Source organism: Pseudomonas sp. NFACC39-1, assembly GCF_900110355.1.
GTDB lineage: Bacteria > Pseudomonadota > Gammaproteobacteria > Pseudomonadales > Pseudomonadaceae > Aquipseudomonas > Aquipseudomonas tehranensis.
The window spans coordinates 280,965-307,146 of the sequence record NZ_FODL01000003.1 but is presented as its reverse complement, the minus strand read 5'-3'; the positions used below and the strand labels follow the sequence as shown (position 1 = coordinate 307,146).

At 61.1% G+C, this 26,182-nt stretch carries 26 protein-coding genes; 5 read left to right on the top strand and 21 right to left on the bottom strand.

Annotated features, from left to right (window positions below; all coding sequences use genetic code 11):
- From BMY45_RS08190 to BMY45_RS08130, 13 genes are all read right to left on the bottom strand, one after another.
- Positions 1-777, bottom strand: a complete 777-nt coding sequence (locus BMY45_RS08190) for an amino acid ABC transporter permease (protein ID WP_047225541.1) — start codon at positions 775-777, stop codon at positions 1-3.
- A gap of 11 nt (positions 778-788) precedes the next feature.
- Positions 789-1,595 carry an ABC transporter substrate-binding protein gene (locus BMY45_RS08185; RefSeq protein ID WP_092396453.1) on the bottom strand — a complete coding sequence of 269 codons (807 nt, stop codon included), beginning with the start codon at positions 1,593-1,595 and terminating at the stop codon, positions 789-791.
- Positions 1,596-1,671: 76 nt separating this feature from the next.
- Positions 1,672-2,340, bottom strand: coding sequence for a GntR family transcriptional regulator (locus BMY45_RS08180; RefSeq protein ID WP_092396451.1), 669 nt, complete (start codon positions 2,338-2,340; stop codon positions 1,672-1,674).
- A gap of 301 nt (positions 2,341-2,641) precedes the next feature.
- Positions 2,642-4,090: an APC family permease gene (locus BMY45_RS08175; protein WP_092396449.1), complete on the bottom strand. Its 1,449-nt coding sequence runs from the start codon at positions 4,088-4,090 to the stop codon at positions 2,642-2,644.
- 205 nt (positions 4,091-4,295) lie between these two features.
- The gene (locus BMY45_RS08170) at positions 4,296-4,793 is read right to left on the bottom strand and encodes a flavin reductase (protein ID WP_092396447.1); all 498 of its coding nucleotides are present in this window, start codon (positions 4,791-4,793) and stop codon (positions 4,296-4,298) included.
- 11 nt (positions 4,794-4,804) lie between these two features.
- Entirely contained in the window at positions 4,805-5,764 is a 960-nt protein-coding gene (locus BMY45_RS08165; RefSeq protein ID WP_092396445.1) for a PDR/VanB family oxidoreductase, read from the bottom strand.
- 52 nt (positions 5,765-5,816) lie between these two features.
- Entirely contained in the window at positions 5,817-6,557 is a 741-nt protein-coding gene (locus tag BMY45_RS08160; protein WP_092396443.1) for an SDR family NAD(P)-dependent oxidoreductase, read from the bottom strand.
- Between the two features lie 11 nt (positions 6,558-6,568).
- Positions 6,569-7,045 (bottom strand): aromatic-ring-hydroxylating dioxygenase subunit beta, encoded by a 477-nt coding sequence (locus BMY45_RS08155; protein ID WP_092396441.1) that lies wholly within the window; start codon positions 7,043-7,045, stop codon positions 6,569-6,571.
- Between the two features lie 15 nt (positions 7,046-7,060).
- Positions 7,061-8,335, bottom strand: a complete 1,275-nt coding sequence (locus BMY45_RS08150) for an aromatic ring-hydroxylating oxygenase subunit alpha (protein ID WP_092396439.1) — start codon at positions 8,333-8,335, stop codon at positions 7,061-7,063.
- A 116-nt stretch (positions 8,336-8,451) separates the two neighbouring features.
- Positions 8,452-8,814 (bottom strand): IacB protein, encoded by a 363-nt coding sequence (locus BMY45_RS08145; RefSeq protein ID WP_092396437.1) that lies wholly within the window; start codon positions 8,812-8,814, stop codon positions 8,452-8,454.
- Positions 8,815-8,830: 16 nt separating this feature from the next.
- Positions 8,831-10,003: an indole-3-acetate monooxygenase gene (gene iacA, locus BMY45_RS08140; RefSeq protein WP_092396435.1), complete on the bottom strand. Its 1,173-nt coding sequence runs from the start codon at positions 10,001-10,003 to the stop codon at positions 8,831-8,833.
- A gap of 594 nt (positions 10,004-10,597) precedes the next feature.
- Positions 10,598-11,128 carry a nuclear transport factor 2 family protein gene (locus BMY45_RS08135; protein WP_092396433.1) on the bottom strand — a complete coding sequence of 177 codons (531 nt, stop codon included), beginning with the start codon at positions 11,126-11,128 and terminating at the stop codon, positions 10,598-10,600.
- The gene (locus BMY45_RS08130; protein ID WP_092396431.1) at positions 11,128-12,261 is read right to left on the bottom strand and encodes an amidase; all 1,134 of its coding nucleotides are present in this window, start codon (positions 12,259-12,261) and stop codon (positions 11,128-11,130) included. The genes BMY45_RS08135 and BMY45_RS08130 overlap by 1 nt, the downstream gene beginning before the upstream one ends.
- A 202-nt stretch (positions 12,262-12,463) precedes the next feature.
- On the opposite strand from BMY45_RS08130, the gene BMY45_RS08125 reads away from it, so the two are divergent.
- The 4 genes from BMY45_RS08125 to BMY45_RS08110 all read left to right on the top strand — a co-directional run bounded on the left by BMY45_RS08125 (position 12,464) and on the right by BMY45_RS08110 (position 16,605).
- The gene (locus BMY45_RS08125; RefSeq protein ID WP_092396429.1) at positions 12,464-12,940 is read left to right on the top strand and encodes a MarR family winged helix-turn-helix transcriptional regulator; all 477 of its coding nucleotides are present in this window, start codon (positions 12,464-12,466) and stop codon (positions 12,938-12,940) included.
- Between the two features lie 163 nt (positions 12,941-13,103).
- Entirely contained in the window at positions 13,104-14,588 is a 1,485-nt protein-coding gene (locus BMY45_RS08120; protein WP_092396427.1) for an aldehyde dehydrogenase family protein, read from the top strand.
- 106 nt (positions 14,589-14,694) lie between these two features.
- Positions 14,695-15,600 (top strand): transcriptional regulator FeaR, encoded by a 906-nt coding sequence (feaR, locus tag BMY45_RS08115; protein WP_092396425.1) that lies wholly within the window; start codon positions 14,695-14,697, stop codon positions 15,598-15,600.
- A 72-nt stretch (positions 15,601-15,672) separates the two neighbouring features.
- Entirely contained in the window at positions 15,673-16,605 is a 933-nt protein-coding gene (locus tag BMY45_RS08110) for a helix-turn-helix domain-containing protein (protein WP_092396423.1), read from the top strand.
- Between the two features lie 6 nt (positions 16,606-16,611).
- Here the strand turns inward: BMY45_RS08110 and BMY45_RS08105 are convergent, their stop codons facing one another.
- The 5 genes from BMY45_RS08105 to BMY45_RS08085 are packed head-to-tail and all read right to left on the bottom strand — an operon-like array spanning position 16,612 to position 21,657.
- Positions 16,612-17,832, bottom strand: coding sequence for a multidrug effflux MFS transporter (locus BMY45_RS08105; protein WP_092396421.1), 1,221 nt, complete (start codon positions 17,830-17,832; stop codon positions 16,612-16,614).
- Complete coding sequence (locus BMY45_RS08100; protein WP_092396419.1) at positions 17,829-18,677, bottom strand: alpha/beta fold hydrolase; 849 nt, start codon at positions 18,675-18,677, stop codon at positions 17,829-17,831. The genes BMY45_RS08105 and BMY45_RS08100 overlap by 4 nt, the downstream gene beginning before the upstream one ends.
- Positions 18,678-18,714: 37 nt before the next feature.
- Positions 18,715-20,007, bottom strand: coding sequence for an NAD(P)/FAD-dependent oxidoreductase (locus BMY45_RS08095; RefSeq protein WP_092396417.1), 1,293 nt, complete (start codon positions 20,005-20,007; stop codon positions 18,715-18,717).
- Between the two features lie 57 nt (positions 20,008-20,064).
- Positions 20,065-20,487 (bottom strand): RidA family protein, encoded by a 423-nt coding sequence (locus BMY45_RS08090; protein WP_092396415.1) that lies wholly within the window; start codon positions 20,485-20,487, stop codon positions 20,065-20,067.
- A gap of 30 nt (positions 20,488-20,517) precedes the next feature.
- Positions 20,518-21,657 (bottom strand): ornithine cyclodeaminase family protein, encoded by a 1,140-nt coding sequence (locus tag BMY45_RS08085; RefSeq protein ID WP_092396413.1) that lies wholly within the window; start codon positions 21,655-21,657, stop codon positions 20,518-20,520.
- A 184-nt stretch (positions 21,658-21,841) separates the two neighbouring features.
- Between BMY45_RS08085 and BMY45_RS08080 the strand changes: the two genes are divergently transcribed.
- Entirely contained in the window at positions 21,842-22,669 is an 828-nt protein-coding gene (locus BMY45_RS08080; RefSeq protein WP_092396908.1) for an AraC family transcriptional regulator, read from the top strand.
- A 78-nt stretch (positions 22,670-22,747) separates the two neighbouring features.
- On the opposite strand, the gene BMY45_RS08075 is transcribed toward BMY45_RS08080, so the two are convergent.
- The 3 genes from BMY45_RS08075 to BMY45_RS08065 all read right to left on the bottom strand — a co-directional run bounded on the left by BMY45_RS08075 (position 22,748) and on the right by BMY45_RS08065 (position 26,148).
- Positions 22,748-23,689 carry a helix-turn-helix domain-containing protein gene (locus BMY45_RS08075; RefSeq protein ID WP_092396411.1) on the bottom strand — a complete coding sequence of 314 codons (942 nt, stop codon included), beginning with the start codon at positions 23,687-23,689 and terminating at the stop codon, positions 22,748-22,750.
- A gap of 75 nt (positions 23,690-23,764) precedes the next feature.
- Positions 23,765-24,544 carry a 2-keto-4-pentenoate hydratase gene (locus BMY45_RS08070; RefSeq protein WP_092396409.1) on the bottom strand — a complete coding sequence of 260 codons (780 nt, stop codon included), beginning with the start codon at positions 24,542-24,544 and terminating at the stop codon, positions 23,765-23,767.
- Positions 24,541-26,148 (bottom strand): bifunctional 3-(3-hydroxy-phenyl)propionate/3-hydroxycinnamic acid hydroxylase, encoded by a 1,608-nt coding sequence (locus BMY45_RS08065; protein ID WP_092396407.1) that lies wholly within the window; start codon positions 26,146-26,148, stop codon positions 24,541-24,543. Before BMY45_RS08065 ends, BMY45_RS08070 begins: the two co-directional genes overlap by 4 nt.
- Positions 26,149-26,182: the final 34 nt, after the last annotated feature.

Sequence of the window (26,182 nt, the reverse complement as noted above, 5' to 3'; positions counted from 1 at the left end):
TTAACGAGCCCTCAGCAAGTTCAGGGTGCTGCGACCGAACATCCGCGTCGACGCCGGCGGCGGTGACGAGGGCCGGTCCGATTGGCCGAAACGGGCTTCCAGCCAACGTTGGAAAAAGCCCCACAAAGTGGTCAGCAAGAGGAAATAGATCGCCACCACCAGATACAACTCGAACACCCGGAACGTCGCCGACGTGACCATCTGAGTACTGAGCAACAGTTCCTGTACGCCGATCACACTGACCAACGTGGTGTTCTTGAGCATCACGTTGAACTCGTTGCCCAGTGGCGGGACGATGACCCGGAACGCCTGGGGCAAGACAATGCGGCGCATCAGTTTGGCGAATGTCATGCCCAGGGAACGCCCGGCTTCGTACTGGCCCTTGTCCACCGCGCCGATGCCGGCCCGGATGATCTCGGCCATATAGGCCCCTTCGTTGAGCCCCAGAGCAATGATCGCCGCCTGGATATTGCCGGGGATCACCAGGCCGAACAGATCGATGTCTTCGAAGCGGAAAATCCCCCCTGCCGCCAGCGCTGTATAGAGAAAGACAATCTGCACCAGCAACGGCGTGCCGCGCATCAGCCACACATAAAAACGCACCGGCAAATGCAGCAACGGGTTGCTCGACAACCGTAGCAACGCTGCGGCCAGTCCCAGGAAGCAACCCAGCAGCATCGCCAACACGCTGATCACGCAGGTCAGCCAGAGCCCGGTGAGGTAAACATCACTGGGCTGCAACAGGTACTGCCAAAACACATCCCAATTGAAGTTCATCGACGCTCACCTCAATCAAGAGTGTCACTGGCGACATGCCATTTGCTCAGTAGCTGGCTGTAGCTGCCATCACTGCGCATGTCGTTGATCACCTGCTGCACGGCGGCGGTCAGTTGCGCATCGTCCTTGCGGATGCCGAGGCCGGTGAGAATCCGGCTGAAGGCCGGCACCCCTTCCTCGAACAGATCGGGCGCCATGGCGGCGTAATAACCGGCGGTTTCCACCGTGGTGCCATAGGCGTCGACCTGGCTGATACGCAGGGCCTGGAAAGCATCGGTGTCGGTGTTGTAGACCACCAGCTTCATCGCCGGCTTGCCGGACTTGGCCAGGGTTTCGTTCTCGGCGTCTAGCAGGGTCTTGATGGTGGAACCGTTGAGCACCGCGACCTTGTGTCCGGAGAGGTCCGGCAGCGTCTTGAGGCCCTTCGGATTGCCCTTGGGCACGACCACCGCCTGGCTGGAATACATGTAGTTGACGATGTCGATCACCTCGCGGCGCTCGGGTTTGTCGAACAACTGGTCGACGATCATGTCGCACTGCTTGGCGAGCAACGCCGGGAGCAGTCCGGAAAAGGGAATCACCCGCCACTCGACTTTCTTGCCGCCCAGGCGCTCGGCGATCTCAAGGCCCAGGTCAACGGTCAAGCCCCTGGGTTTCTGCGCTTCATCGAAGGACACCAGGGGTGGCGAATCCATGCCTGAGCAATAGACGAGTTTTTCGACCTTGAGCAAGCGCTCCGGAACAACGGGCGCGGCAACCGCCCACTGAGCACAGAATCCCAAGGATAGGGCGGCAACCAACAGGCGAGGCTTATGCATGACCAGACACTCCAGTTCAGTTAGTAACGGGCAGTACTCAAAGTCAAAACAACGGCAGGCTCGGGGCCCGCTCTGGTTAATTTTTCGATTGCAGAAACTGGATCAACTCAGGAACAGTGCCTTCGATGTGCGCGCGCACCACGGCCTCGGCCTTATCGGCGTCGCCAGTACGAATCGCGTCGAGGATCACCGCGTGTTCCTGGCGCGCACTCAGGGGTTTTTCCACGTGCTCAAGCCATAGGCGCATGGGCGCCTCGATCAGGGAATAGAGGGCACTGATCTGCTTCAGCAACCGGGGACGACCGCTGAGGCTGCACAGGTATTCATGAAAGGCACGATGCCGGCTGACCCACTCGGCGCTTTCCTCGCGGTAATCGTCCATCTCGTCCAGCAGACGCTCCAAGGCAGCCAATTGGCGCTCGCCTATCCTGGCGACCGCGACACGGATCGCCAGCCCTTCGAGGACGCTGCGCATCTCGAAGACTTCGTGCAGCTCATCGATATCCAGGCCACTGACAATGGCCCCGCGATTGGGCCTGAGGGTCACCAGGCCTTGGGCGTCCAAGCGACGAAACGCCTCTCGTACGGGCATCCGGCTCATACCGATCTCGCTGGCGATGTCCTCGGCGATCAGCCGGTCCCCCTTGCGCAATCGTCCGCCACAAATGGCGTCCAGCAGGAAGTTGTAAGCCTCCTCCTCGGCCGTCATCGGCGGGCGTTCAGAAAAAGTCGGAACGAATTGCATGGCGGCACCTTTTGAATTTTTGTATCCAATTATCCATAAATTCAAAAATAGCAGGATGCGTGCCAACAGCATTTGACAAGGCGCAAGTGATTGATTCAGGAGACATCCTCGCCGAACCCGGTTTCGGGACGTCGCTGAAAAGGACGAAAAGCGCACAAAAGTGCTACCAAACGGCTCACGCCCTGCCCATTCATGTGCATAGCGGTAGCCAGGTAACACCGTAAGGATGTGGGAGACAAAAAAATGCTCCGGATCATTCGACACGGAGCATTTTCTGCGCGTGATGCAGGTTACTGGCGTTTCACACCGCCTGGTGCCCCAATGAGCGGAACCGCAATGGCGCCGTGGTGCGCAAGCGCGCCGCCAATATCACACCAATGAGGGCCGTCAGCGGGATGATCGAGCACAACACGATCGACAGCTCCTTGCTGGCACCGGTGAGTACATCGAAATGCATCAGCGCCATCAGCCAGATGCCGGCCAGCGCCAAGCCGGAAAAGACTGGCAAGAACAGGCACCGCAACTTGCTGGTAGCCAGATGCGGATTGGCCCGGAAGTAGAAGATGACCGCGAGGGAGGTCATGGCCATCAACAGGATCAGGCACAGCGTTGCCAGGTTGGAAAACCAGGCGAACAGCTGCATCACCGGATCAGCGCCAAGCAGGGCAAAAACCGACACGATCAGCACGGCGATCAGGCTTTGCAGGCCGGAGCCCACGTGCGGGCTTTGATGGAGCAAGTGAGTGGTGCCCAGTTTCCGGGGGATCAGCCCGTCGCGGCCAATGGCGAAGAAATATCGCGCGGCGGCATTGTGAAAGGCCAGCAAACCAGCGAACAGGCTCACCATGAATAACAGCCTGATCAGGTTGGTCAGGCCGCTGCCCACGTATTGATCCGAAAGCGCATACAGGAAAGTGGTCGGATCCGACATGGCCTGGAGGCGCGCAACGATCTCATCGCTGCCCGCACCAATGACCATGGCCCACACCGACAGGGTGTAGAAACCACCAATCAACAACACGGAGGCATAGGTGGCAATGGGAATGGTGCGCTTGGCGTCCTTGGCCTCTTCGCCATACAGGGTGGTGGCTTCGAAACCGATGAATGCCGCAAAGCAGAACAACAGCCCGATGGACGGATTGCCCTGGGTCACCTGCGTCGGCGTAAAGGCGCTGAAATCGACACCGTGGGCGCCGCCGTGGCCGATGATGACCACATCGAGAATCAACACCACGGCGTACTCGGCGATCACCACCACCGACAGCACCCGGGCGGACAGATCGATGTTGCGGTAGCCGAGAAAAGCGATCAGCCCCAAGGCCGCGAACGAGCAGCTCCACCACGGCACTTGGACACCCAGCGCCGCTTCCAGGTTACCGGCGACCACGGCGCCGAACAGCCCATACATGCCGGCCTGCAGAATGTTGTAGGCCACGATCGCCAACACCCCGGCCGCGCCTCCCGCCAGGCCGCCGAGCCCCTGGGAAATGAAGGCGTAGAAGCCCCCGGCATGAACAACATGACGGGCCATGGTGGTGTAGCCTGCGGCGAAACACAGCAACACCAGCAAAGTGGCCAGCAACAGCGCCGGCATGCCGGCACCGTTGCCCAGCATGATACCGATGGGAAACCCTCCCGCCAGGACACTGAGCGGGCTGGCTGCAGACACAACGAAGAAGATAATCATGGCGGCACCCAGGGTGCCGCGGCGCAGTTCCGTGGCGGAACTGCCGCAGGTTGATACGCTCATTTTATTTACCTTGTTTTATGAGGGCAGTCGTTGCGGGAAAAGCCACCGTGACAGGCAAGGCAGGTGGCGAATTATTATTAGGTTCATCCATTGAACCGGATGTTAGGACGCCGTGCGCCGCGGCGGCTATCCCATATTGGCCTAGTTTGCGGGACCTGCCGCCGGCACGAGCGCACCGTTCAGCTGGCCCGGCATTGCGCACGGGTCAACAGGCCTTGGAGGCCTCGCACAGGCGGTGATAGGCCCGGTTGAAATACACCAGGCCCTCGTCCGCGCCGCTCTGGCGAATGGTCTGGACTTCGCAATAGAAGATGCTGTGGGACCCGACCTCATGCACCTGAGCGATACGGCAATCAAAGTTGGCCAATGCCTCGAGCATGACCGGCGCACCGCTTTGCAGCGTGGTCCAGTCGGTGACCGCGAAGCGCTCATCCATCGTCAGCGCTCGATTGGCGAAGGCGCCGGACAGCTCGTGATGATTGCCGCATAAAATGTTGATGCAGATTGCGCCGTTGCGCTTGAAATGCTCGTTGGAATGCGATGAGCGGTTCATGCACACCAGCAGCGTTGGCGGCGAGTCGGTCACACTGCACACCGCAGAAGCGGTAAAGCCAAAACGACCCGCCTTGCCATCGGTGGTAATGACCGACACAGCGCCACCGAGCATGGCCATTGCATTGCGGAAAGTGCTTACGTCTACCATGGTCGTTCCCCTCAGATATCCAGCACGAGTTTCTTGGATTTGGCGCGCGAACAGCACACTAGAATTTGATCGTTGCCGGCTTTTTCATCGTCCGTGAGGTACACATCACGATGATCCGGCTCGCCTTCGAGCACATCGCACAAGCACGTCCCGCAGACGCCTTGCTCGCAGGAAATCTCGATCTTGATGCCCACTTGCGCCAGCGCGGCGAGAATGCTCTGTCCTTCGGCAACCTGTACGGTCTTGCCACTGCGCGCGGCCACCACCTCGAAGCCGGCGCCGGAACCGTCCACCTCCACCTGGAAATACTCCTTGTGGATGTGCGTCTCGGCATACCCTTGTCTACGTGCGCCCTCGATCACCCAGTCCATGAATCCGCCAGGCCCGCAGGTGTACATGTGCACGCCGTCCTCTCCCTTGCCCAACACCTTGACCAGGTCGAGAGCCTGCCCGGGACCTTCGTTGTCAAAATGGGTGGACACATTCGCGGCGAACGGCGCACAGGCCAGTTCATCGAGAAACGCACTGCGGCTGCGCTCGCGCCCGCAGTAGTGAAGTTCAAAAGACTTGCCGGCCTGGTGCAGGGCATACGCCATGGCGATCATCGGCGTAACACCGATGCCCCCGCCCAGCAGGATCGAGTGCCGTGCCTGCGTGGCCAGCGGAAACAGGTTGCGTGGCGCGCTGATCTTCAATTCACAGCCTTCGAGCAGCGTGTCGTGCACACTGATCGACCCGCCACGGGAAGCCGGGTCCTTGAGTACACCCAGCCGATAGACGCTTGGGTCGGCGGGATTGCCGCACAGCGAATACTGGCGTACCAGTCCCTGGCCCAGGTGAATATCGATGTGCGCCCCAGCGTCGAACACCGGCAGGGCGGCGCCGTCGCGACGACTCAGGTCCAGGACGACGACGCCGTCCCCTTGCAGCTCGCGCTTGCGCACGACTACGTCCAACAGTTCTTCATTCATGACCGTTATTCCAACGAGTTCGAGAAGACCGCCCGTGGCGGCCCGGTATCAGTCAACGCATGAACAGGCCGCCATTCACGTCCCAGGTCGCCCCGGTGGTGAAATAGGCTTCGGGGCGTGCCAACTGCACAATCAAGTCGCCCAGGAAATCCGCATCGCCCAAGCGTTGCACCGGGATATTGGCGAGCAGGCCTGGCAAGCGCTCCGCCGGCACCGCCGAGCGGACCGCCGCCGAATCGATGGGCCCCGGCGCGATGGCATTTACGGTGACGCCCTGCGCCGCGAATTCCTTGGCGAAAATCTTTGTCAGGGTGACGATGGCGCCCTTGCTGGCGGCATAGTGCGCACCGGTGGCGGTCCCGCCGTTCTGCCCCGCCAGGGAGGCCATGTTGATGATGCGACCGTAACCGGCCTCGGCCAGGTGCGCGCCCAGGACCTGGCAACTCAGGAACACGCTGCGCAGGTTCAGGCACACGACGGCGTCGAATTCCTCGGGGCTGATCTGCATCAGCGGCGTGGTCTTGGTGACGGCTGCGTTGTTGACCACGACATGCAAGCCGCCAAAATGCTCCAGTACCTGGACCAGTACGCGCTCGAAATCAGCCTTGTTGCCGACGTCCAATTGCAGCGCCAGGGTGGACTTGCCACCGGCGTCCAACTGCAGGGCACAGGCCTTGGCCGCCTGCAGCTCGATGTCGGTGATGACCACGGCGTAGCCCGCCCGCAGCAAGCTGGCGCAAAAATGTTGCCCCAACCCCTGCCCCGCGCCCGTCACCAATGCGATATGGCTCATGTCAGCCCCCCTTAGAGGATGTAGCCGATACCGGCAAGGGCATCGTCACTGTTGATCAGGCTGACCAGCTTGCGCTGGATCTTGAAGCTGCCATCGGCACGCACCAGCTCGTAGGTCAGGTCGGCGCTGTAGAACTTCAGGCTCTCCTTGCGGAATTCGCGCACGTTCTGCGCGCAACGTACGGTGACGGTCATGCCGTCATCGCGCAGCACCCGGAAGCGCGATTGCGTACGCACGGTACGCGGCTGCGGGCTGGTGGAGATCGACTCCCCGCCAATCAGGCGCTGCACGCGCAACTCGCGCATGTGGTGATCGTCGTAGGCGTAGTTGAGCGTGTTCTCGAAGTCGGTTTCCTTGGGGTTGATCGGGATGATGTAGGTGCCTTTTTCGGTCCACATCTTCAACCAGGTGTCGTATTCGCCGTGGTCCAGCATGTCGCCTTCCTGCCAGATGAAAGCGGTGACTTCTTGCAGCAATTGCAGGTTCATAAGGTTCTCCACAGGTCAGGCCGACATCATCTTTTTCCATTGCTGGTAACCGGCGCGCATGCCGGTTTCGGCACTCACGTCAGACACCCGCCCATCCTGGCTGGACTGCTCGCCGGGCAGGCCACGGTTGAGCATGATCCACAGGTCTTCACCAGCATTGGCGCCCTTCTGGACGCGTTCCCAGGCTTCGGAGTCATCCGGCGTGCCAAAACCCATCGGCCCCTGGAAATGCTCATGCAGGCGCAAGCGGTAGCGGTTGGCCACGGCCGGTCCGCCGTCCATGGTGATCACCGAATGATGGATCTCGGTCTCGTTGACGGAGATCGGCTGTAACACCCGGAAAAACGCCATCGAGCAGGCGACGTTGGGAAACAGGTTCAGGTTGAAGCCGGTGCCGCCCACCGCACGCACGATCCGGCGCACCTGCTGTTCTTCGATGCCTTCGGCGCGCAGTTCGGCGGCCAGTGCTTCAAACCGCTCGGGGATCGGCCTGTCCAGGTCAGCCTCCAGGTCGATGAGATCGGGGATCATCACCATCACGCTGTGGCCGTTGCCCAGGTCCTCGACATAGCCAGGCCCTTTGACGAAATCGAACAGTTCCATGGTCTGTTCGTCCACCGACGACAGGAAGCTCTTGTGAACCAGTGGGAAGTGATAGGCGTCGGTGGTGTTTTCCAGCTGGATTTTCCAGTTGCCCGGGAAGCGGAAGCGATGTTCGCCCGGCACCTTGATGCCATAACCGGCACCTTGCTTCATGAACAGGTCCATCCATTTCTTCGCCGCGCCGAGGTAGTCCTCCAGCGGTTCGATGTCGTCTTTGAAGGTGGCGAAGATCATGCCCGCATAGCGCTCGGTTCGCAGGCTGACCAAAGGCAGCTCGGCCTTGTCGATGCAATCGGCGTAGCTCTCTGGATGCGGAATGCCACGCAGCGAGCCGTCCAGGGCGTAGCCCCAGCCGTGGTAAGGACACACGAAGCTGTTGGTCTTGCCCTTCTTGTGCTCGCACACCGTGGCACCACGGTGACGGCAACGATTGAGCAGCACATGCACGTCCTTCTTGCGGTCGCGGACCACGATGACCGGCTGCTTGCCAATGTAGGTGGTCTTGTAGCTGCCGCTGTCTGGGATTTCACTTTCGTGGGCCACCCAGATCCAGGTGCTATAGAAGATTTTCTCGAGCTCGGCATCGAATAGCTGTGCATCGGTGTACATCGAAGTGTGTACACGATCAGCCTGCACTAGGTCGGCAGGATCGATGGCAAGGTTTACGGCTGGAATCAACTGGGTCACGGTATCTCCTCGTCGGCGCAGGTGCCGACAGATCAATAGCGGGTCGCGTGGGCGCGACCCGGGCAGTCAAGGGCGCCTCGCGCCGCTCGCGGTCATTCGAAATACGCTCGCGAGCGTCAGGCGCGCTGGATGATCAGTTCGCGTCCAACCCGGGCTTCGACCTTGGCGTAGCGCCACAACTTGTAGAGGCCCTCGCCCACCGGCGTGCTGCGGAACAGGTTGCACGCCGCGTGCACCGTTTCGATATCCGGTACGTCGGCCAACAGGTAGGTGGTCCAGGGGAAGCCATCGGAAGGCCCGACCATGCTCTGGTCGTCGTCCATGTTGCCCAGCACCTTTACGCCGGCGAGGTCGTGAATGCCGTTCCACATGGCGCTGAACGCTGCCCACACTTGCAGTTGCTCGTCGCGGGGGGCGTCGAAAAAGTTCTGGTTGATACCCATGCAAAACAGCACGCGCAGCATTTTTTTATCACTCATTTTTTGTTCTCGACGGTTAGAGATAGCCAGGCAAAGGCTGTTTGCCGAAGAACATCGCCCCGGCGTTCTGATAGGTGATATCGCCCATGAAAGCGTGCTGGGTCACGACTTGAGCATCGTTGACACAGCGCGCCAGCGGGCTGTCGTTGTACACACCGCTCATGCCCGAAAGCATTTGCGCAGTGCGCGCCACATCAGCGGCAACACGAGTGGCATGGGTCGAAGACAGCCGCAGCAGATTGGTAATCGACACGGGAACCGCATCGCCGGCCAGGACGAACGCCCAAGCCTGCTCGATGGCTTCGTAGAAGAAAGCGCGGGCCGCCCGCAGGTCGGCTTCGGCCTTGGCGATGTCCACTTGGGCCAATGGCCGGTCGGCAATCGCGGGAGCTCCGGTCACCGATACCCGACCGCTGGCCATGTCGGCCAGCGCATCCAGCGCGGCGCGCGCCACGCCCAGGCCGACCACCGATAACACTTGGGTGGCGAATGACAGTGACGGGTAGCGAAAGAACGGTTCGTCCAGGTTCGGCAGGCCACCGCGCACGAAGGTCCACTCCTCGGCAACCATTACGTCCTCGGCCACCAGGTCATGGCTGCCCGTGCCCAACAAGCCGACCGTGTCCCAGGTCTGCTCGATACGGATCGCACTGCGCGGCATCACAGCGATACGCGGCAGCCCGAATGTGTCGCCATTTTTTGGCGCGATGCCCACACCGACGATGTCGGCGCCCATCGAACCACTGGAATATTTCCAGCGACCGTTGACCCGGAAGCCACCCGCCACCGCCTCGGCCGGTTGCGGCGGGAAGATGCCACCGGCGAAGACCAGGTCCGGGCCATTGGCGTACACCTTGGCGATGCTTTCGATCGGCAGCGCAGCAAGGTAGACCGGGCTCATACCGAAACTGGCCACCCAACCGGCGGAACCATCGGCCTGGGCAATGCGTTCGATCATCTGGCAAAAATCAGCGGGCGAACATTCCAAGCCACCGAAGCGTTTAGGCACCAGCGAGCGGTAGACGCCATGGTGTTTAAACGCGTCGATCACGTCCTGGGAAATATACCGTTGACGGTCAAACTCACCGGCGCGGGCACGCTTGCGGACATCGTCAAGCAGCGCATCGAAAGCGGGACCACTGGCAAGCGCGCTCGGGGCATCGACCGCTGAGGCATTTAGCGAATGCATACGTCTACTCCGTCATCAGGAACGGTATTGGGCTTGGCCTGGAATCAGGACCCGGGCTTGGGCGAAAAGGCTGGCAAATCGAATGGGCGCTGCTGGCGAAATCGAAGGGTCTTCATCTTGAAGGATCGCGGCGCAAGCCAAGCGAACGGACTGGATCGGCATGGTGATTACCTTTGTTTTTATGGGGTGCCGCTGGGATAAATCTGGGCCGAATTACGTGAATTGTCAATTGATTAGTCATGCAATATAGTTCGATTATCGGACATCATAAAAAGCAGTAAATACTTTAAATTCAACACTCAACTAACTGTTTAATAGGTGTTTTTTATACAATACGATCAGTTTCAACCACTGGCACCACAACCAAAAATCACAAAAATTTATTGATATTTTTTCAGCTAAATACCGACCTGCATCGACGTGAGTAAAACGTTGAAAGCCCGGCCGAAACGCGAACGGCCGAATGCATCGGCCACAGCTGCGGTGCGGGGTTTTCCAGTAGGCAGGCGCCATCGACAGCGCGCCCCGGACCGAACCGTGAAGGTCGGTCGAGGCGCTCAGGCGAGGAAAAGGATTGACGAACGGATCAGTGCGCTACTGCGCAGTGGATTGGGGCACTGGCAGGTCGGCGTCGCTGTTCCAGGCCTGCACCGGGCGACTGAACAGGTTCTCTGTCTGGAAATGCGCCATCCGCCACTGCCCGTCTTCCTGGGCGAATCGCACGGTCAGGCGCGCCGCATTGAGATGGGACGCACCGCTGTTGAACGTAGACGTCTGCAGCATGACCCAATGCCCCATGGCCGTGTCGTCCTGCACCTCGATCAACTCGCTGGTGAGAAAATGGACATTCAGGGCGAAGTGCGCCGGCGACTTCATGTACCCGGCGAACATTGCGGCAATCGATTCGCGCCCGCGGTAGCCACCCAAGCTCTTGGCGTACTTGGCGCCTTTGCCCTCCCACAGGGCTTCGCGGGTAAACAGAGCGGCCAATTCATCCAGCGGCGTCTGCGCGTCCAAGGCATCGCACAACACCATGTAGCGATTCATGCAGGCGCGTACGCAGGATTCGATCTCGAAGCGCCGCAGGCGTCGCTCCAAGGCTTCAATCGTTTTGGTTTCGCTCATCACCGCGCCACCGTGTCGAGCCTGGAATAAAGCCGTTCAAGCAGGCGACCGGCGATGGCCAGCAGTTGCTCATCGGCGCCTTTTGCCCCCACCAGTTGCAGGCCCACCGGCAAACCCTCGGCGCTGCCCAGCGGAATGCTCAACGCCGGGTGCCCGGAAAGATTGAAGGGCCGTACGAACGCCGTCATGCCCAACACTGCGCGGGTGTCGGTAGCATCGACCAGCGCCAGTGGAAAATCGGGCATGGTCGGCAGTACCAGCACGTCGACCTCACTCAATGCCTGGTCGACTTCAGCCGTGAACTGCGCCCGGACCTGCTCGGCCTGCGCCAGGGCCTGCGCCGTGGTGGTACCGGCTGCGGTCAACCGCGCGGCGATATCGGCCCCCACCCGGCCCGTCTCCAACAAATGGCCACAGGCGTCGTAGGTTTCCCGATTGATGACCACCATCCCGGCCTCATAGGCGGCTTCAAGGCCGGTCAGCGTCATGGCTTGAGTGGGTAACCGGCTGTCAGCGACAGCGGCGTCGATAACCCGTTGCACCGATGCACTGGCAGGTACCTTCACCACACCCAGGCGTGGTGCGTCAGGCGCCGCCACCGGGACGAAAGTCGGGTCGATGGCTTGCATGGCGCTGACCAACATCGGCAGGCTCGCGGCAAACGGGCCCACACAATCGAGGCTGGTATGGGTTGGCATGACGCCGCGGCGGCTGACACGGCCGAACGTCGGCTTGAAGCCGAACACCCCGCAGCAACAGGCAGGAATACGCACTGAGCCCCCCGTGTCGGTGCCGAGGGAAAAATCCGCCAGGCCGGCGGCCACGGCAGCCGCCGAACCACTGGAAGACCCGCCGGGGATCCGGCCGGGATAACGTGGGTTGGGCGCCGTGCCTGTCCAGCGATTGATCCCGGTGGTGCCGAACGCCAGTTCATGCAGGCTGGTCTTGGCCACCAGACGACAGCCCTTGTCCAGCAGTGCCTGCACCACATCGGCGTGGGCGGTGGCGGGTGCTGCGTCAGCCAACGCCTGGCTCGATGCGCGGGTCACCAGGCCCGCCACGTCGATGGTGTCCTTCACCATCACGGTGGGCCCATTGCCCCCCAGGGAAAACTGCTCGATCACTATGGTCATGTCACGTCCACCTCTGGGCCGAATGCATTCATGGGCGCATGATGCGCTTTTCTTTTTTTCACACTCACCGAAATTTACGTGAATTGTCAATTAATTTTAAGCCGATCCCATCGCGCTTTTTCCGTTCTCCCTGCCTACCGGAAACGTGCCAAAATCACGAGAAAAGTCTATGATTGCCGGCCGTTTCCGACATGAGCCCGCCATGAACCTTCCAAAAAAACACCCAGGCCGCTACGACCCTGGCAGCGAAGACTTCCACAAAGAAGATTTCCCGTTCTATTGGCTGGCAATGGTCCATGGCCGCTACAGCCAATACATGGAAAAAGCCCTGAAAAAAATCGGCCTGGATATCCCGCGCTGGCGGGTGTTGTTCATCCTCAAGGAGAACGGCCAGTCGAGTATTTCGGAGATCTCTACCCACGCCATTGCCAAGCTGTCGACCATCACCAAGACGGTCTATCGCATGAAGGAGGATGGCCTGGTCGATACCGCGCCCAGCGAGGAGGATGGTCGCGTCACGCAGGTACGGATCACCGAGGAAGGCCGCGCGGCCATCGAACGGATCCAGGTCGCGACCCGCGATGTGTTCAAGCGCAGCTTCACCGGCATGACCGAAGCCCAGATCCAGCGCCTGAACCGCATGCTGGAAACCGTGTTCGACAACCTGGGCGAGCCTTAGCCGTTCCGATAGTCGACGGCGACAGGCACTGTCAGGCACATCCAAGTTTCAGGCAGGCAGAAGCAAGCAGTCACTGATGCGCACGGTTCTAATGCAAGGGTCTTTCGAGCGCGCCACGACCTGAGTTGGTCGGGTGCGACGACCCCTTCATTGGAGCGCTGCCATGCACATCACCTTACTGCCCTCGGTCGTTGCCTTCCTGGCTCGCGACCACTCCAACTTCATCGATGGCGCTGCAAAAATCAGCGCTGGCGAGGAGCGCATCGCCGTGATCGATCCGGCCACTGGCGAAGCGGTAGCCCACCTGCGCGATGCCCAGGCCCACGACGTCGACCTTGCCGTCGACAGCGCCGTGAGCGCGTTCCAGAACGCTTGGGCCCGCGTCTCGCCGTACCAGCGGGGAATCGCGCTGAATCGCCTGGCAGACCTGATCGAGATCCACGGGGAAGAACTGGCCCAGCTGGAAACCGTGTGCTCCGGCAAGTCGATCAATCTCGCGCGCCATCTGGAAGTGGCCCAGAGCGCGGTGTTCCTGCGTTACTTCGCCGGCTGGGCCACCAAGATCGGCGGTCAGACCATGACGCCGTCGATTCCCTCGATCGAGGGCGAGCAGTACACCGCCTTCACGTTGCGCGAACCGGTGGGCGTCGTGGCCGCCATCGTGCCGTGGAATTTTTCCCTGATGATCGGTGTATGGAAGTTGGGCGCCGCCCTGGTCACCGGCTGCACCGTGGTCATCAAGCCCAGCGAATATACGCCCCTGTCGCTGCTACGCCTGGCAGAACTGGCCATCGAGGCGGGCATCCCGGCCGGCGCCTTCAACGTTCTCAACGGACGCGGCCAAGTGGGCCAGCAGTTGATCGAGCATCCGTCTGTACGCAAGGTCTCGTTCACCGGTTCGGTGCCGACCGGTATCGCCGTGGGCAAGGCCGCCATGGCCGCCAACCTGACCCGCGCTACCCTGGAGCTGGGGGGCAAGAACGCCGCGGCGTTGCTGGCGGACGCCAATGTCGACGATGCGGTAGCACGCCTGCTGCAGTCGGCCTATGTGCACCAGGGGCAAGTCTGCGCATCGCCCGAACGACTGTATGTGCACCGCTCCATCGTCGAACAGGTGACACAAAAACTGGGCGCGGCCTTGTCACAGATGGTCATCGGTTCACCGTTGGATGAACAGGCCCAGTTCGGTCCGTTGGCCAACAAGGCGCACTACGACAAGATTCTGGGTTTCTTCCAGCGCGCCCAGCAGAACAACCAAGTGATCTACGGCGCCCGCGCTGTCGAGCGTGCCGGTTTTTATGTGGAGCCCACGCTGGTCCTGGCGAGCGGCAAGGATGACCCGCTGCTGCACGAAGAGACCTTCGGCCCGGTGGTGTGCGTACTGCCCTTTGACGATGAGCAGGAACTGGTCGCGATGATCAACGACAGTCCGTTCGGGCTGACTGCCAGCATCTGGACCAACGACTTGTCCAAGGCCCTGCGGCTGATACCGCAAATCGAAGCCGGGACGGTCTGGGTCAACATGCACACCTTCCTCGACCCATCGGTGCCATTCGGAGGCACCAAGGCATCGGGAATCGGTCGTGAATTTGGCAGTGCATTCATCGACGACTATACCGAGCTCAAATCGGTGATGATCCGCTACTGACGGGACTCTGGCCTGAAGCGTGCAAGGTTTGTTCGACCCTACGATTACTCAGATAATCACGTGAAAAGTGCATGTATTTACGCACTGTAGTGTGTACGGAGGTTGCATGATCGAACAAGCTGATACCCGCCTTCACACCTGGTCGCGCAAAGTCGAGGCGGTTTGCGGTGCGTTCACGGCTCGGTTTGCCCATGACAACGCCCTGTTCATCGGCGACATCGAGTTGCGTAATCTGGCCGGTACGGAGATCGCCCATATCCGCAGCAATGCCCGGTCCATCGTGCGCCATAAAGGCGCGAGCGACCGCGCCGAAGACCGCTTCTGCTTCCTGGTGTTGCAGCGCTCGGGGACCATGCAGGTGCGCCTGGACGATGAGAGGATCGAACTCTCCGAGGGCGACATGGCCTTGCTGGACTCTTCCCTGGACATCGAGATGCTGCCCAAGGGCTTGTTCCGCCACGTGTCCATCCACTTGCCACGGGAGAAGCTCAAGGCCGGCACGCGGTTTGGCAAGGTGTCGACCGATGGCATGAGCGGCCACCTGCTGCGGACATTGCTGCTGCAGGTCAGCTCAGGTGAACTCGATCACTGGGCGGACACCGAGGATGAAGGCGCCCTGGAAGACGCCCTGATTGCCCTGCTACGCCCCGCCCTGGGTCGCCAGCCGAACCTGGGCAGTAGCGATCCGCTGCGCTTGCAGGCAGAGCGCTTGCTGCGGGCACAGCTCGCTTCACCGCACCTCAATCCGGCGCGCCTGGCCGAGCAGATGGGCATTTCCAGTCGCCGACTGTATCGCCTGTTCGAAGGCGAGGCCGAGCCGGTTTGCAAATACATCCAGCGATTGCGCGTGGAAAAGGCCGCCCAGGCCCTGGGCGATCCAAACCGTGCGCACAGTTCGATCACCGACATTGCCTTCGAGTGTGGCTATCAGGATGCCGCGCACTTTTCCCGGGTATTTCGCCAACAGTACCAACAGTCCCCGCGCAGTTATCGCAGCGCGCAGGGCCGCTGACTGGAGCACGATGGCCTGGGACTTGCTCTGGAATCCAAGCGTGAAATAAGCCATGGGTGGAGCGCAAAGATCATGCAAACGCGAACCGAACGTTTTGACGACATACACCTGCATGCCTGTGCGATCACCGGTTGGCAGCAAACCTATGACCAACTGAGCAACGGCTGCGCCCACACCCTGCTCAGGTACATCAACGGCGAACGCTTCCAGATTTTCCACGAAACCCTCGATAAGCGTGTAGTGCAACAAGGCACCGCGCCGGCGGGTCGACTGTGCCTGGCCATGCCGATGTCACTGAATGAACCGCTGTTGTTCCAAGGCAAGCGTCTCAATGCGCAATCCGTGTCGCTTCTTCACGGTGGCCAGGATTTTTCCGTGCAGGCGGCCCAAGGCATGGAGTTGCTGGCGATCACGGTAGCCAGCGACAGGTTCGGTTTTTTCGCCGAGCGCGAGTTTACCGAGAGCGGCCTGCGCAAGCTCGGCCGCATCACCCATCTGGCGCTGCCGCAACCCTCGTTGAACGCCATCCGCCAGCGCCTGTTGGCGCTCGTCGCCGCCGCCCAGGCCAATCCTTGCTTTCCAGAGAACGTGGTCGAGGATGCCACCCTGCAATCGATGCTGGACTTGTTCGAACAAGGCTGCGAACAGGATCGCACACGCTTGGGCAACCACACCGTCAGCGCCTACCTGGTCAGGCAGAGTCAGGAACTGGCCCTCGCCGATCACGAAACGCCGATCACGGTGCTGGATATCTGCGAGCAGCTGAGAGTCAGCCGCCGCACGCTACAACGCAGCTTTCTCAGCGTAACCGGCATGCGTCCGGTCGAATACTTGCGGTCAGTCAGGCTCAATGCCGTGCGCCGACGACTGCACGCCACATCTGCCGACGACTTCACCATTGCCCGCGTGGCGAGTGATTTCGGCTTCACCCACCTGGGGCATTTCTGCAGCGCCTACAAGGCGCTGTTCGCCGAGCAGCCGTCAAAAACCCTGCGTTCGCAATAATCCCTATCAAGGCTGGAACGGCACGCACGCGTCATCCCCCGCGATGCCGGGCTCGATGGGCGTGCGGGTCGAGAACCCGCACGCGACCAGGCAGCCCAGTCCGCAGATTCCCATGACCAGGCACATCGGCCACGACGTGCCATCGGCCAGGTAGCTGACCCACAGGCTTGCCAGCGCGCCGACGGCAAACTGCACCGACACGCCCAACGCGATACTCGCGCCCGCCTGGTGCGGGAACATCGCCATCAGGCTCGCCGTGCAATTGGCACCCAGCAACCCCGTGACACCCATGTACATCACCGTGCAGCCGACGATAGGCCACAAGCCGCCCCATTGCGTGAACCCGATCAGCAGCATCGCGCCCCCGGCCCCGCCCGCCAGTACGGCCCCCACCGCCAACATGCGCTGCGGCCCGAACCGGCCGACCCAGCGGGCGTTGATCAGGGTCACCACGATGATGCCGAGAATGTTCAAGGCGAACAGGCCACTGAAGGTCCGTGGCGAGACGCCGAAGAACACCACATACACGAATGGCGAGGCGGTGATGAAGGCAAACATGCCGCCGAATGACAGGGCCATGCAGCCAATCAGCGCCACGGCCCGAGGCTGCCTGGCGATGGCAAGGTAGGCGGCAAAGGCCCCTTTCACCGAGGCGCCATTGGCCCGTGGCGCAAGGCTCTCTTTCAGACCGAATGTCACCATGATCAGGCACAGGCTGGAGAGCATGAACAGCGCGGCGAAGATCGTGCGCCAGCCTTGGATCAATACCAGCCATGTACCGATCATGGGCGCGACCAACGTCGCCATCATCGTCAGCAAGTGCATCCAGGACAGCACCTTGGCCGCTTGCGCCAGGCCAAACAGATCCCGGGCAATGGCCCGGGCCAGTATCAAGGCCCCTGCTCCGCCGATCGCCTGGAGAAATCGCCAGGCAATCAGATGCTCGACGCTGTCGGCAAACAGGCATCCCAGGGTCGCTGCCCCATACACGACGAGACTGCCCAACAACAACGGACGACGGCCATAGCGGTCGGACAGCGGACCATAAAACAGCATGCCCAGGCACAAACCGAGCAGAAAAGCGCTGATGGTGTGTTGCACCTGGGCGGCACTGCCCGACAGGTCGCGAGCGATCTGCGGGAGACTGGGCAAGTAAGTGTCGATTGAAAACGGCACGAATGCCGTAAGCGATGACAACAGTGCAATCAGTCGGGCTCTGGATTTCATCGAGCCGGGATCGCCAGGCTCTTCAGGAAGCCTGCGACCAGTTGGTTGAAAACCTCGCCCTGGTCGTCGTGCACATAATGGCTGGCCCCGGCGACTTCCGCTGTCTGGACATGGCGGTTACTGGCACTCATGGCCTCCAATGTCGCCGGCGGCAGGAAGTCCGAGCGAGCGCCGCGAATGAACAGACTCGGGCAATCCAGGGCGTGGACGGCCGGCCATAGATCGGTCGGTTCAATGCTCAGGCGCGCCTCGGCAATGCCTTGTTGATCGTGGCGCCAGGTGACCACTGGGCCGCTCTGTTTCATCGAATGGGCCAACCTGGAGGCCAGGGCCTCTTCCGACAGGCCGGGACGCGAAGCCCGCCAGAAGGCACGAGCCGCGTCCCAATCATCAAACTGCAGGGGCGTCTGGCTCATTTCCCGGCGAATGCGCGCCGCGCCATCACCCTGACTTGAAGAACCGGGACCAATGTCCTCGATGATCAGCCCTATCAGGCGTCCCGGGTTGAGCCGCGCATATTCCAGGGCGTTGGCGCCTCCAAGCGAGTGCCCCAGCAACACGAAACGTTGCAGGCCTGCATGAGCGACGAGGTCCTCGAGATCCTCCACATACGACCGGGTGTGGTAGCTGCTGGGTTCAGCCCAGTCGCTCAGGCCACGACCACGCTGGTCCAGTGCATAGATGCAGTAGCCATCACCCAGCGATTGGGCCAACGACGTCCAGGTCTGGGCGTAGGCCCGCAGCCCGTGCAGCAATACCAAGGGCACCCCGGTCGGCTCGCCCCAGCGCAGATAATGCAAGCGCAGGCCTGAGCGATTGGAAAAGAAACGACTCTGTGTAGGCATGGGTTGGCTCCGCACAATGAAGGTGCTGGACGGTCGATTAGAATCGATCAAAGCGATAAGGGCTCGGATCGATGATAGGGGCATGGCCACTGACAAGATCCGCCGCAAGGTGCCCCGCCGCCGGCGAGGTGCCGAAACCATGCCCGGAAAACCCGGTGGCCACGGTCAGACCGGGAATTTTCGCGACCGCGCCAATCACCGGATTCGAGTCAGGTGTGACATCGATGGTGCCGGCCCATGCCTGGGCGATGCGGGCATTCTCGAAGACTGGCCACGCGGCCTTGAGGTTATTCATCGCATCGTTATTGAGTCGCTGGTTCGCGGCCGGGTCCTGCACCCGCACACGTTCGAACGGACTCACAGAGTCGGCCTGCCAACGCCGGGCGAGCGCCAGGTCATTGAAAAAAGGTTTGCCCAGGGACACTTCCAGGACACTGCGTTGCGCCCGGAATTGCGGCAGGTACTGTTTGGCGAGCAACAGGTGATCCAGGGTCAGGAAAGCGTCCAACTTACCGCGCTGGGTGATGATGAAACCGCCGTCCTTATGCTTGCGAAAGGAAAAATCAGGCGCGCCCACAGCGATCTCCGTGGGACCTTCCATCGGCAGGGTACGCAGCACCGAGCAGGTCAGTGGCAAGGTTGGCAACGATACGCCGAGGTTGCCCAGGAACCGCCGCGACCACATGCCACCGGCCAGCAGCACGTGTTCGCAGCGGATCTCGCCGTTTTCAGTGACCACGCCACTGACTCTGCCAGCGGACATCTGCAAGGTACGCACCGCGCACTGCTCGATAATGATTACGCCCTTGGCCATGGCGGCCTTGGCGATAGCGCTGCTGGCCAACGTCGGCTCGGCCCGCGCATCGGATGGGGTATGGATGGCACCGGCCCAGTCACCCACGCCACCGGGCACCAGTTTTTCGATCTCACGTTTGCTCAGCAATCGCGAGTCCAGGGACAGATGTTCGACCGACTTGAGCCAGCCGGCATGCATCGCCATCTGCGCCTCGTTGCGGCCCAGGAACATGATGCCCGCCTGACGATAGCCGACATCGGCCCCTACCCGCTCAGGCATCTGTGCCCACAAGCGATCCGCCGCGAGGGCCAGCGGGATGTCATCGTGGTGACGATTGGTCTTGCGCACCCAACCCAGGTTACGGGAGGACTGCTCGCCGGCAATACGCCCTTTCTCCAGCACGACGACCGAAATGTTGCGCTCAGCCAGCGTCAACGCAGCAGTCAGGCCAATGATCCCACCGCCAATGATGACGACAGAGGTCGTGGAAGGAAAAGCGGTCGACGTGTTCACGGGCTCTATGGTCGGTGCCATGATTAAAACTCGATAAGCGGTTGAGGACGACCGCGCGCGTGCGCGGCCGTGTAACAGTCACTGGGACAGGCGAATGACTTCGACTTGCGCCTTCGAAGCATTGCGATAGGCCGTCACTTCCAGTTCCACCTTGTAGACCGTCGAGCCCAGGGGTGGGCAGGTCACCGTGCTGGCTGGATCGACACCGCGAAACTTCTCGCCGATCAGGTTCATCACGACCGGCACATCCTTGGGATCCTGAATGAACACCCGCGAGCAGACGACATCAGCCAGGCTTGCATCGACGGCTGCCAGGGCCGTCTCGATGTTGGCGAAGACCTGGTGCGTCTGTTCGAGGATGTCCTCGGGAATCAGTTTGGTCTGTGGGTTGCGGCCCGCGGTGTTGGAAACGTAAATCCAGTTGTCCACGACCACGAGGCGCGAATAACTGGCCTGTTCTTCGAACGGGGAACCGGTCTTGAGCTTGATGATTTTGGTCATGTCGAAAGTCTCTTCAAAGGAATGGAGGCGTTAGCTGAGGACGGGGGTTTCCCACAGATTCAATTTGACGCCGATGCCCTGTTCGATGGCATTGCGGTACACGACCGTGCCCCAGGCGACGTCTTCGACCGGCATGCCGCCCACCGACATGATGATGATCTCTTCATCGTTCCGCCGGCCTGGCGCTTGGCCGGCGACGATCTTGCCGATGTCTTCGAGCTCTTCCGGGTGCATCTTGCCTTCGGCAATCATGTCCATGAAGCGCACGCCGATCACGGGAACGCAGTGGTGCGCGGGTTTGGGCAGTTCTTCGAACCAGGCTTCGTAGAGGCCGGTGTTGTCCAACACCTTGCGCACGTCGGATCGCTCCATGTCGGCGTCGATGTTGCAGCAGGCAGGCATGGCCATGAAGGCGCCCGGCTTGACCCACTCGCGCTTCACGATTGGGTAGGTTGCGGGGTCGCCCACCTCACCGGAGCTACAATAAGTAACAAGGTCGGAATCACGGACCACTTCTTCGAGGGTATCCACCACCTTGATCGTGGTCACCTGGGGGTAGGTTTCCTTGACCCAGGCAATGAAATTATCGAGGCTCTTCTGGCCGCGACCTTTGATTTTCAATGTGTCGATTTGCGGACAAACGGCGATGAATGCCGCCAGGGTGGTCTTGCCCATGACGCCGGGGCCGAGCAGGCCAACCACCTTCGAATCCTTGCGAGCCAGATGACGCGCGCCCACGCCGGGAATCGCGCCGGTGCGGTAAGCGGACAGCAGGTTGGCGGACATGTGCGCCAAAGGCGCTCCGGTGTCGGGGTCGTTCAGGGTGAACATCAGGATCGAGCGCGGCAGGCCTTTTTCGCGGTTGGCGATGTTGGAGCCATACCACTTCACGCCCGCTGTGCAGAAGCTGCCGCCCAGGTAGGCCGGCATCGCCATCATCCGGCGGTCAGCCGTGGGCTTGGGCATGTTGGGAAACGGTGAGTCCTGCGGAAAGGTCACCATTGCGCCGTGGGAGTCGTTGTTCGGTCCGGCCATGCGATAGTCGCCGATGTACAGCAGGCCGAACATCTCCTCCATGGTGTTGACGCAAGCCAGCATGTCCGTGACACCGGCGCGGATCATGTCCTGCTCGGAGAGGTAGATGAAGTCGATTTTTGTATTATTAGACATAGTTTTTCTCGGGCTGAAGGTGACATCGCTGCGGTAGGCGCAGCTCCACGCTGTCAACGTCGAGTATCACGCTGGGGTGTGCGGCGGTATTGTAAATTTCGGACATGCCGCGATTGGCCAGGCGCACGAGTTGGCGCGATTAATGCGTGAAAATTCTCGTAAGTTGCCCATTGAAGGTCTCACCATGGCCAAACTGTGCGCGCCGACTCCCCGGCACCACACTGCGTACGAACAACCCTGGTTCGTGCTCAACTCTTCGCGGTATTCGGTCATGCCCTCCGAACACCCGGCGATCTCGCATTTCTATGCCTTCGATGTGGCGCTCTCCAGCGACATATTGGCCGTACCGGACGGTTGCGTGGACATTGTCTTTGACTGTGATGCCACGCGCCCGACCGCCAGGATCTGCGGAACGCCCCTGGCGGCCCAGGCCGTCGTGCTGCACCAGGGTCACCATTATTTCGGCGTGCGTTTTTCGCCGGGTATCATTCCCGGTTTCATCAATGTGCTGGCTGAGGAGTTGACCGAGCAGGAACTCGATCTGCTGGAAGTTTCAGGGTTCGCCCAGCGCATCTTCGAGCGCATCGTCCAGACCCCGTTGCTGGCCGAACAGATGCGGCTCTTCAACGATCATCTGGCGCCGCGCCTGATGGGCAAGACCTCACAACTGACGAGCATGGTCATTCAACAGGCGCTGCGGCATCGCGGCGATATCCGCATCCAGCACCTGGAGGACCTGAGTGGCTACACCAGCCGCACACTGCACCGCCAGTTCAGCCAGGACACCGGCCTGTCGCCCAAAACCTTTTGCCGGATCATCCGCTGCCAGGCCGCGTTGGAAACCCTCAACACCCATCAGGACGTATCGTTCTCGGAGCTGGCGCTCGACCTGGGCTTTTCCGACCAGTCGCATTTCCTGCGGGACTTCAAGAAGCTGGTCAGTACCACGCCTTCGGACTACCAGCGCAAGATCGTTCAGAATGCCTACGCCGATCGGATCAGTTTTGCCTGAGCAGCCTGCCGGCAAATCGCACATCAGCCCCCTCCATACGGACATCGAGCCCTGAACGACAGCACGCAGGCATGGGCGTCAGCGCTTCGCCCTGGGTGTATCGGAAGGGGACTCGCCAAATAGCTCGCGATAATGCGCGGCGAAATGGCTCAGGTGAAAAAAGCCCATTGCCACCGCGACCTCGCCGATGTTCATGGCGCAGGCGGGCGTAGCGATCAGGCGCCGACGCACCGCGTTGAGGCGCAGGTTGCGCAAGTACTCCACCGGACGCATGCCGGTCACTGACTGGAAACTGTTCTGCAGGGTCCGTCGGCTGACGCGCAATTGCTCGCACAGGTCGAGGATGCTCAATGGGGTATCGCCACTGGCGACGATCAGTTCCTGGCAGCGCTTGACCAAGTACGCACTGACGGAAAAGTTGCTCCGGCGTGAGCGTGTGTCGTCGGTCGCATGGCTGAACAAATCGAGGAAGGCATTGAGCATGACGTCCTCGAGCATTTTCTCCGAGGCCGGGTTGATGGCGTCCGCATGTTCCAAAAAGTGACGAAACGCCGGGAGGATACGTTGCCGTATACGCAACAGTAACGCCTCATCCACACTCACCTGTGACACCGTCTTCAAGCGCCTGAGTTGCTCGCTCGATAATTCGAACGCCGCCAGTTTGGCAAAGCGTACGGTGTCGACATTGAGCGCCAGGAAGTGCGTGCCTTCCGGTGCATGCAGGACGAACTCTTCGGCGTCACGCAACAGCACGACACTATGTGCCCCCACCTGCTGCCCTTGAACGACGGGCGCACCGCCCAGAGACATGGCCGCGCACAACCGACCTTTGGGCGCAAAGCCGCGCTGCACCACGCGTTTGTCCAGCACCTCCTGGAAGATCTGGAAGCGATCAGCGGACAACTGCCGCAGTTCGCTGGTCAGGCAACCACGCCCCAGTTGGTCATAGACTTGCTGCCAGCCCTGGATGGAGCCGGCATGTTGTTGCGGGTCATTGAAGGTCCGGACTTCAGCGAGCATGTTCGTCGTTCCTCGGTGGCCCCATTGTTTTTATTGGTCTGCAGGGGCTGGGTCATCCGTGACGACAGTGATCGTTCACGCGGGGGCAGGCTCCGCGACGAAAACCAAAGCCAGTTCCGTGCCAAGCATGTGCAGCCGGTAAGTGGCAGGCTGGACATCCAAGGGTGCCAGCAGCGATCCGGACAGCACGACCTGGCCTGCTTCCACCCGCTGCCCGTCGGCCAGCAGGCGCCGGACCAACCAGCACAGGTTGCGCAACGGGCTGTCCTCCCGGTCGAGGGTATCCCCTACACCGCAAAGCACCCCGTCACATTCCAGCCGATAGGCGACACAGGCATGGCGCAAGGCATCGAACGCCACGCGTTGCCCGAGGCTGTAAAGCCCCGCCGCGGCGTTGTCGGCGAGAAATGCCCCAGCCCCGAAACGCCATTGCTGCCATCGACAATCGGCGATCTCGAACGCGGGCGCGACCTCGCCGATGGCCGCCAGGATGTCTTCGTCTCGACAGTGGCCGGCAGGCAAGCTGCGGCCAAAGACAAAGGCCAGTTCAATTTCCAGCTTGGGCTGTATCAACCGTGGGAGCGACACCGGATTCCCCGGCTCGACGGACATGGCATCGGTCAGGCTTCCATAGGCCGGTTCGTCAAGACCGAAACGCGCCTGCGCGGCACTACCCGCGAAGGCAATCTTCCATCCGCTCAGTTGCTCCCCCCTCGCCAGACGCTGCTCCAGGGCCTGGCGCTGCAGCGCATAGCCGGTGGACACGTCGAGCGCTTCCGGGACGAGCGCCGGCAGCGCCTGGACGCTGCGCGTAGCGTCGAAGAGCTGGTCGAGTATCTCCTGGCCGCCCTTCACGACAGTTGCCCCGCCAGCTTGCGCAATACCCCATCGAGCCTTTCCGGTGTGGTAATGGCCGCGACAAACCGATCCGGACGCACCACCACGATGCAGTCACGCACCCGGGAGAACCATTCGCCCAATCGGTTATCGACATCCTCCACGCTGATGGCGTCGACAGCCGTCAACGGCTGGTTGCGTCCAACGCCGCTGCGCGAGCGATTGACCTGGATGAAGCGCGCTTCCCAGCGTGCCCAATAGTCAGCCATCTCTTCGCTCACCTGTTCGCGCGGATTCACCCGATACCCCAATATCGCGTAGGACGATCCCATAACGCTGTCCAGCCGTTGACGCTGCCCCTGGGCATCCTCGACGTAGGGCTGGACGAACAACTGCCCGACCAGGTCGTCCTCGCGCAACTCGGCACGCTCGTGATACACGAGCCCTTTGGTGATGGTCGCCTTGGGCTTGAACTTGAACTCCAACAAATGAGAGCGCAGGTTGTCGACGCTGTTGACGGCCTGGAACAACCAATCGCGCACGCCGGCCATCAAAGGGTTGGTCAGCCCCAGCACCGCGCCCATGTTGTCGGCCAGGGCCACCAGTTCGGTGGCGTGACCGCGCCGCTCCTGGTCGTAGCTTTCAAGAATCGAGGCTGACGCACGGTCCTGAATGATCGCTGCCAGCTTCCAGGCCACGTTGGCCACGTCGCGCAAGCCGGAGTTGAGACCCTGCCCGGCCCAGGGCGGGGAAATATGCGCCGCATCGCCCACCAACACCACGCGCCCTTCGACGAAACGCGCCGCGACCCGGGAATGATGGGTGTAGGCGCGGATACGGATGATGTTCAACTGATCGACCGCATCGCCGATGTGCCCACGGATCAGCTTGCGAATAGTGCCCTCCTCGCACATCTTCGCCTCATCCTCTCCCTCCAGGAGCATAAACTCCCAGCGGCGCTGCTGGTAAGGCAGATAGATACACACGAAAGGCCGTTGCGGATCGGCATGCAGTGCGGTGTAGGGTGCGTCCAGGGTGTCATTGGCCGTATCGACCACCACCCATTTGCGCGGATGGGTCAGCCCCAGCAACTCGATGCCGAGTTTTTTGCGCACGGTCGAGCGCCCGCCATCGGCGCCGATCACATACTCGGCCTGCAACTGGTAGAGGGTGCCCTGGGCATCGCGCACCTGCAACGTCACCCCTTGGGCGTCCTGCTCCAGCTCGAGCATTTCATGGCCTTGACGCAGTTGTACGCTGGGGTGCTGCCCCAGTTGCTCGCGCAACGTGCCTTCGAGCAGTTGCTGCATGAAGATATTGCGCATCGGCCAGCCGTAATGCGCAGTGCTCGGCTTGACCTCGGCGAAGCACACGCCACGCGAGTTGTAGTAGCGCAGCGGCACGTCGCAAATCATGTCCCTGGCCGCCAGCTCGGCGATGCCAATGCCCTGCAACACTCGCAGCGCCTCGTCATCCATGCCCACCGCGCGCGGGTAAGGCAGTATGCAGTCGGCAAGCTCGAGGACCACACAGTCGATACCGTACATGCCCATATAGTGCGCGGCGGTGATCCCGTTGGGGCCGCCGCCGACGATGACAACCTGGGTCTTCTCCTGCTTCATCACTGTTCACCGCTTTCTTGTTTTGGTTTAGCGT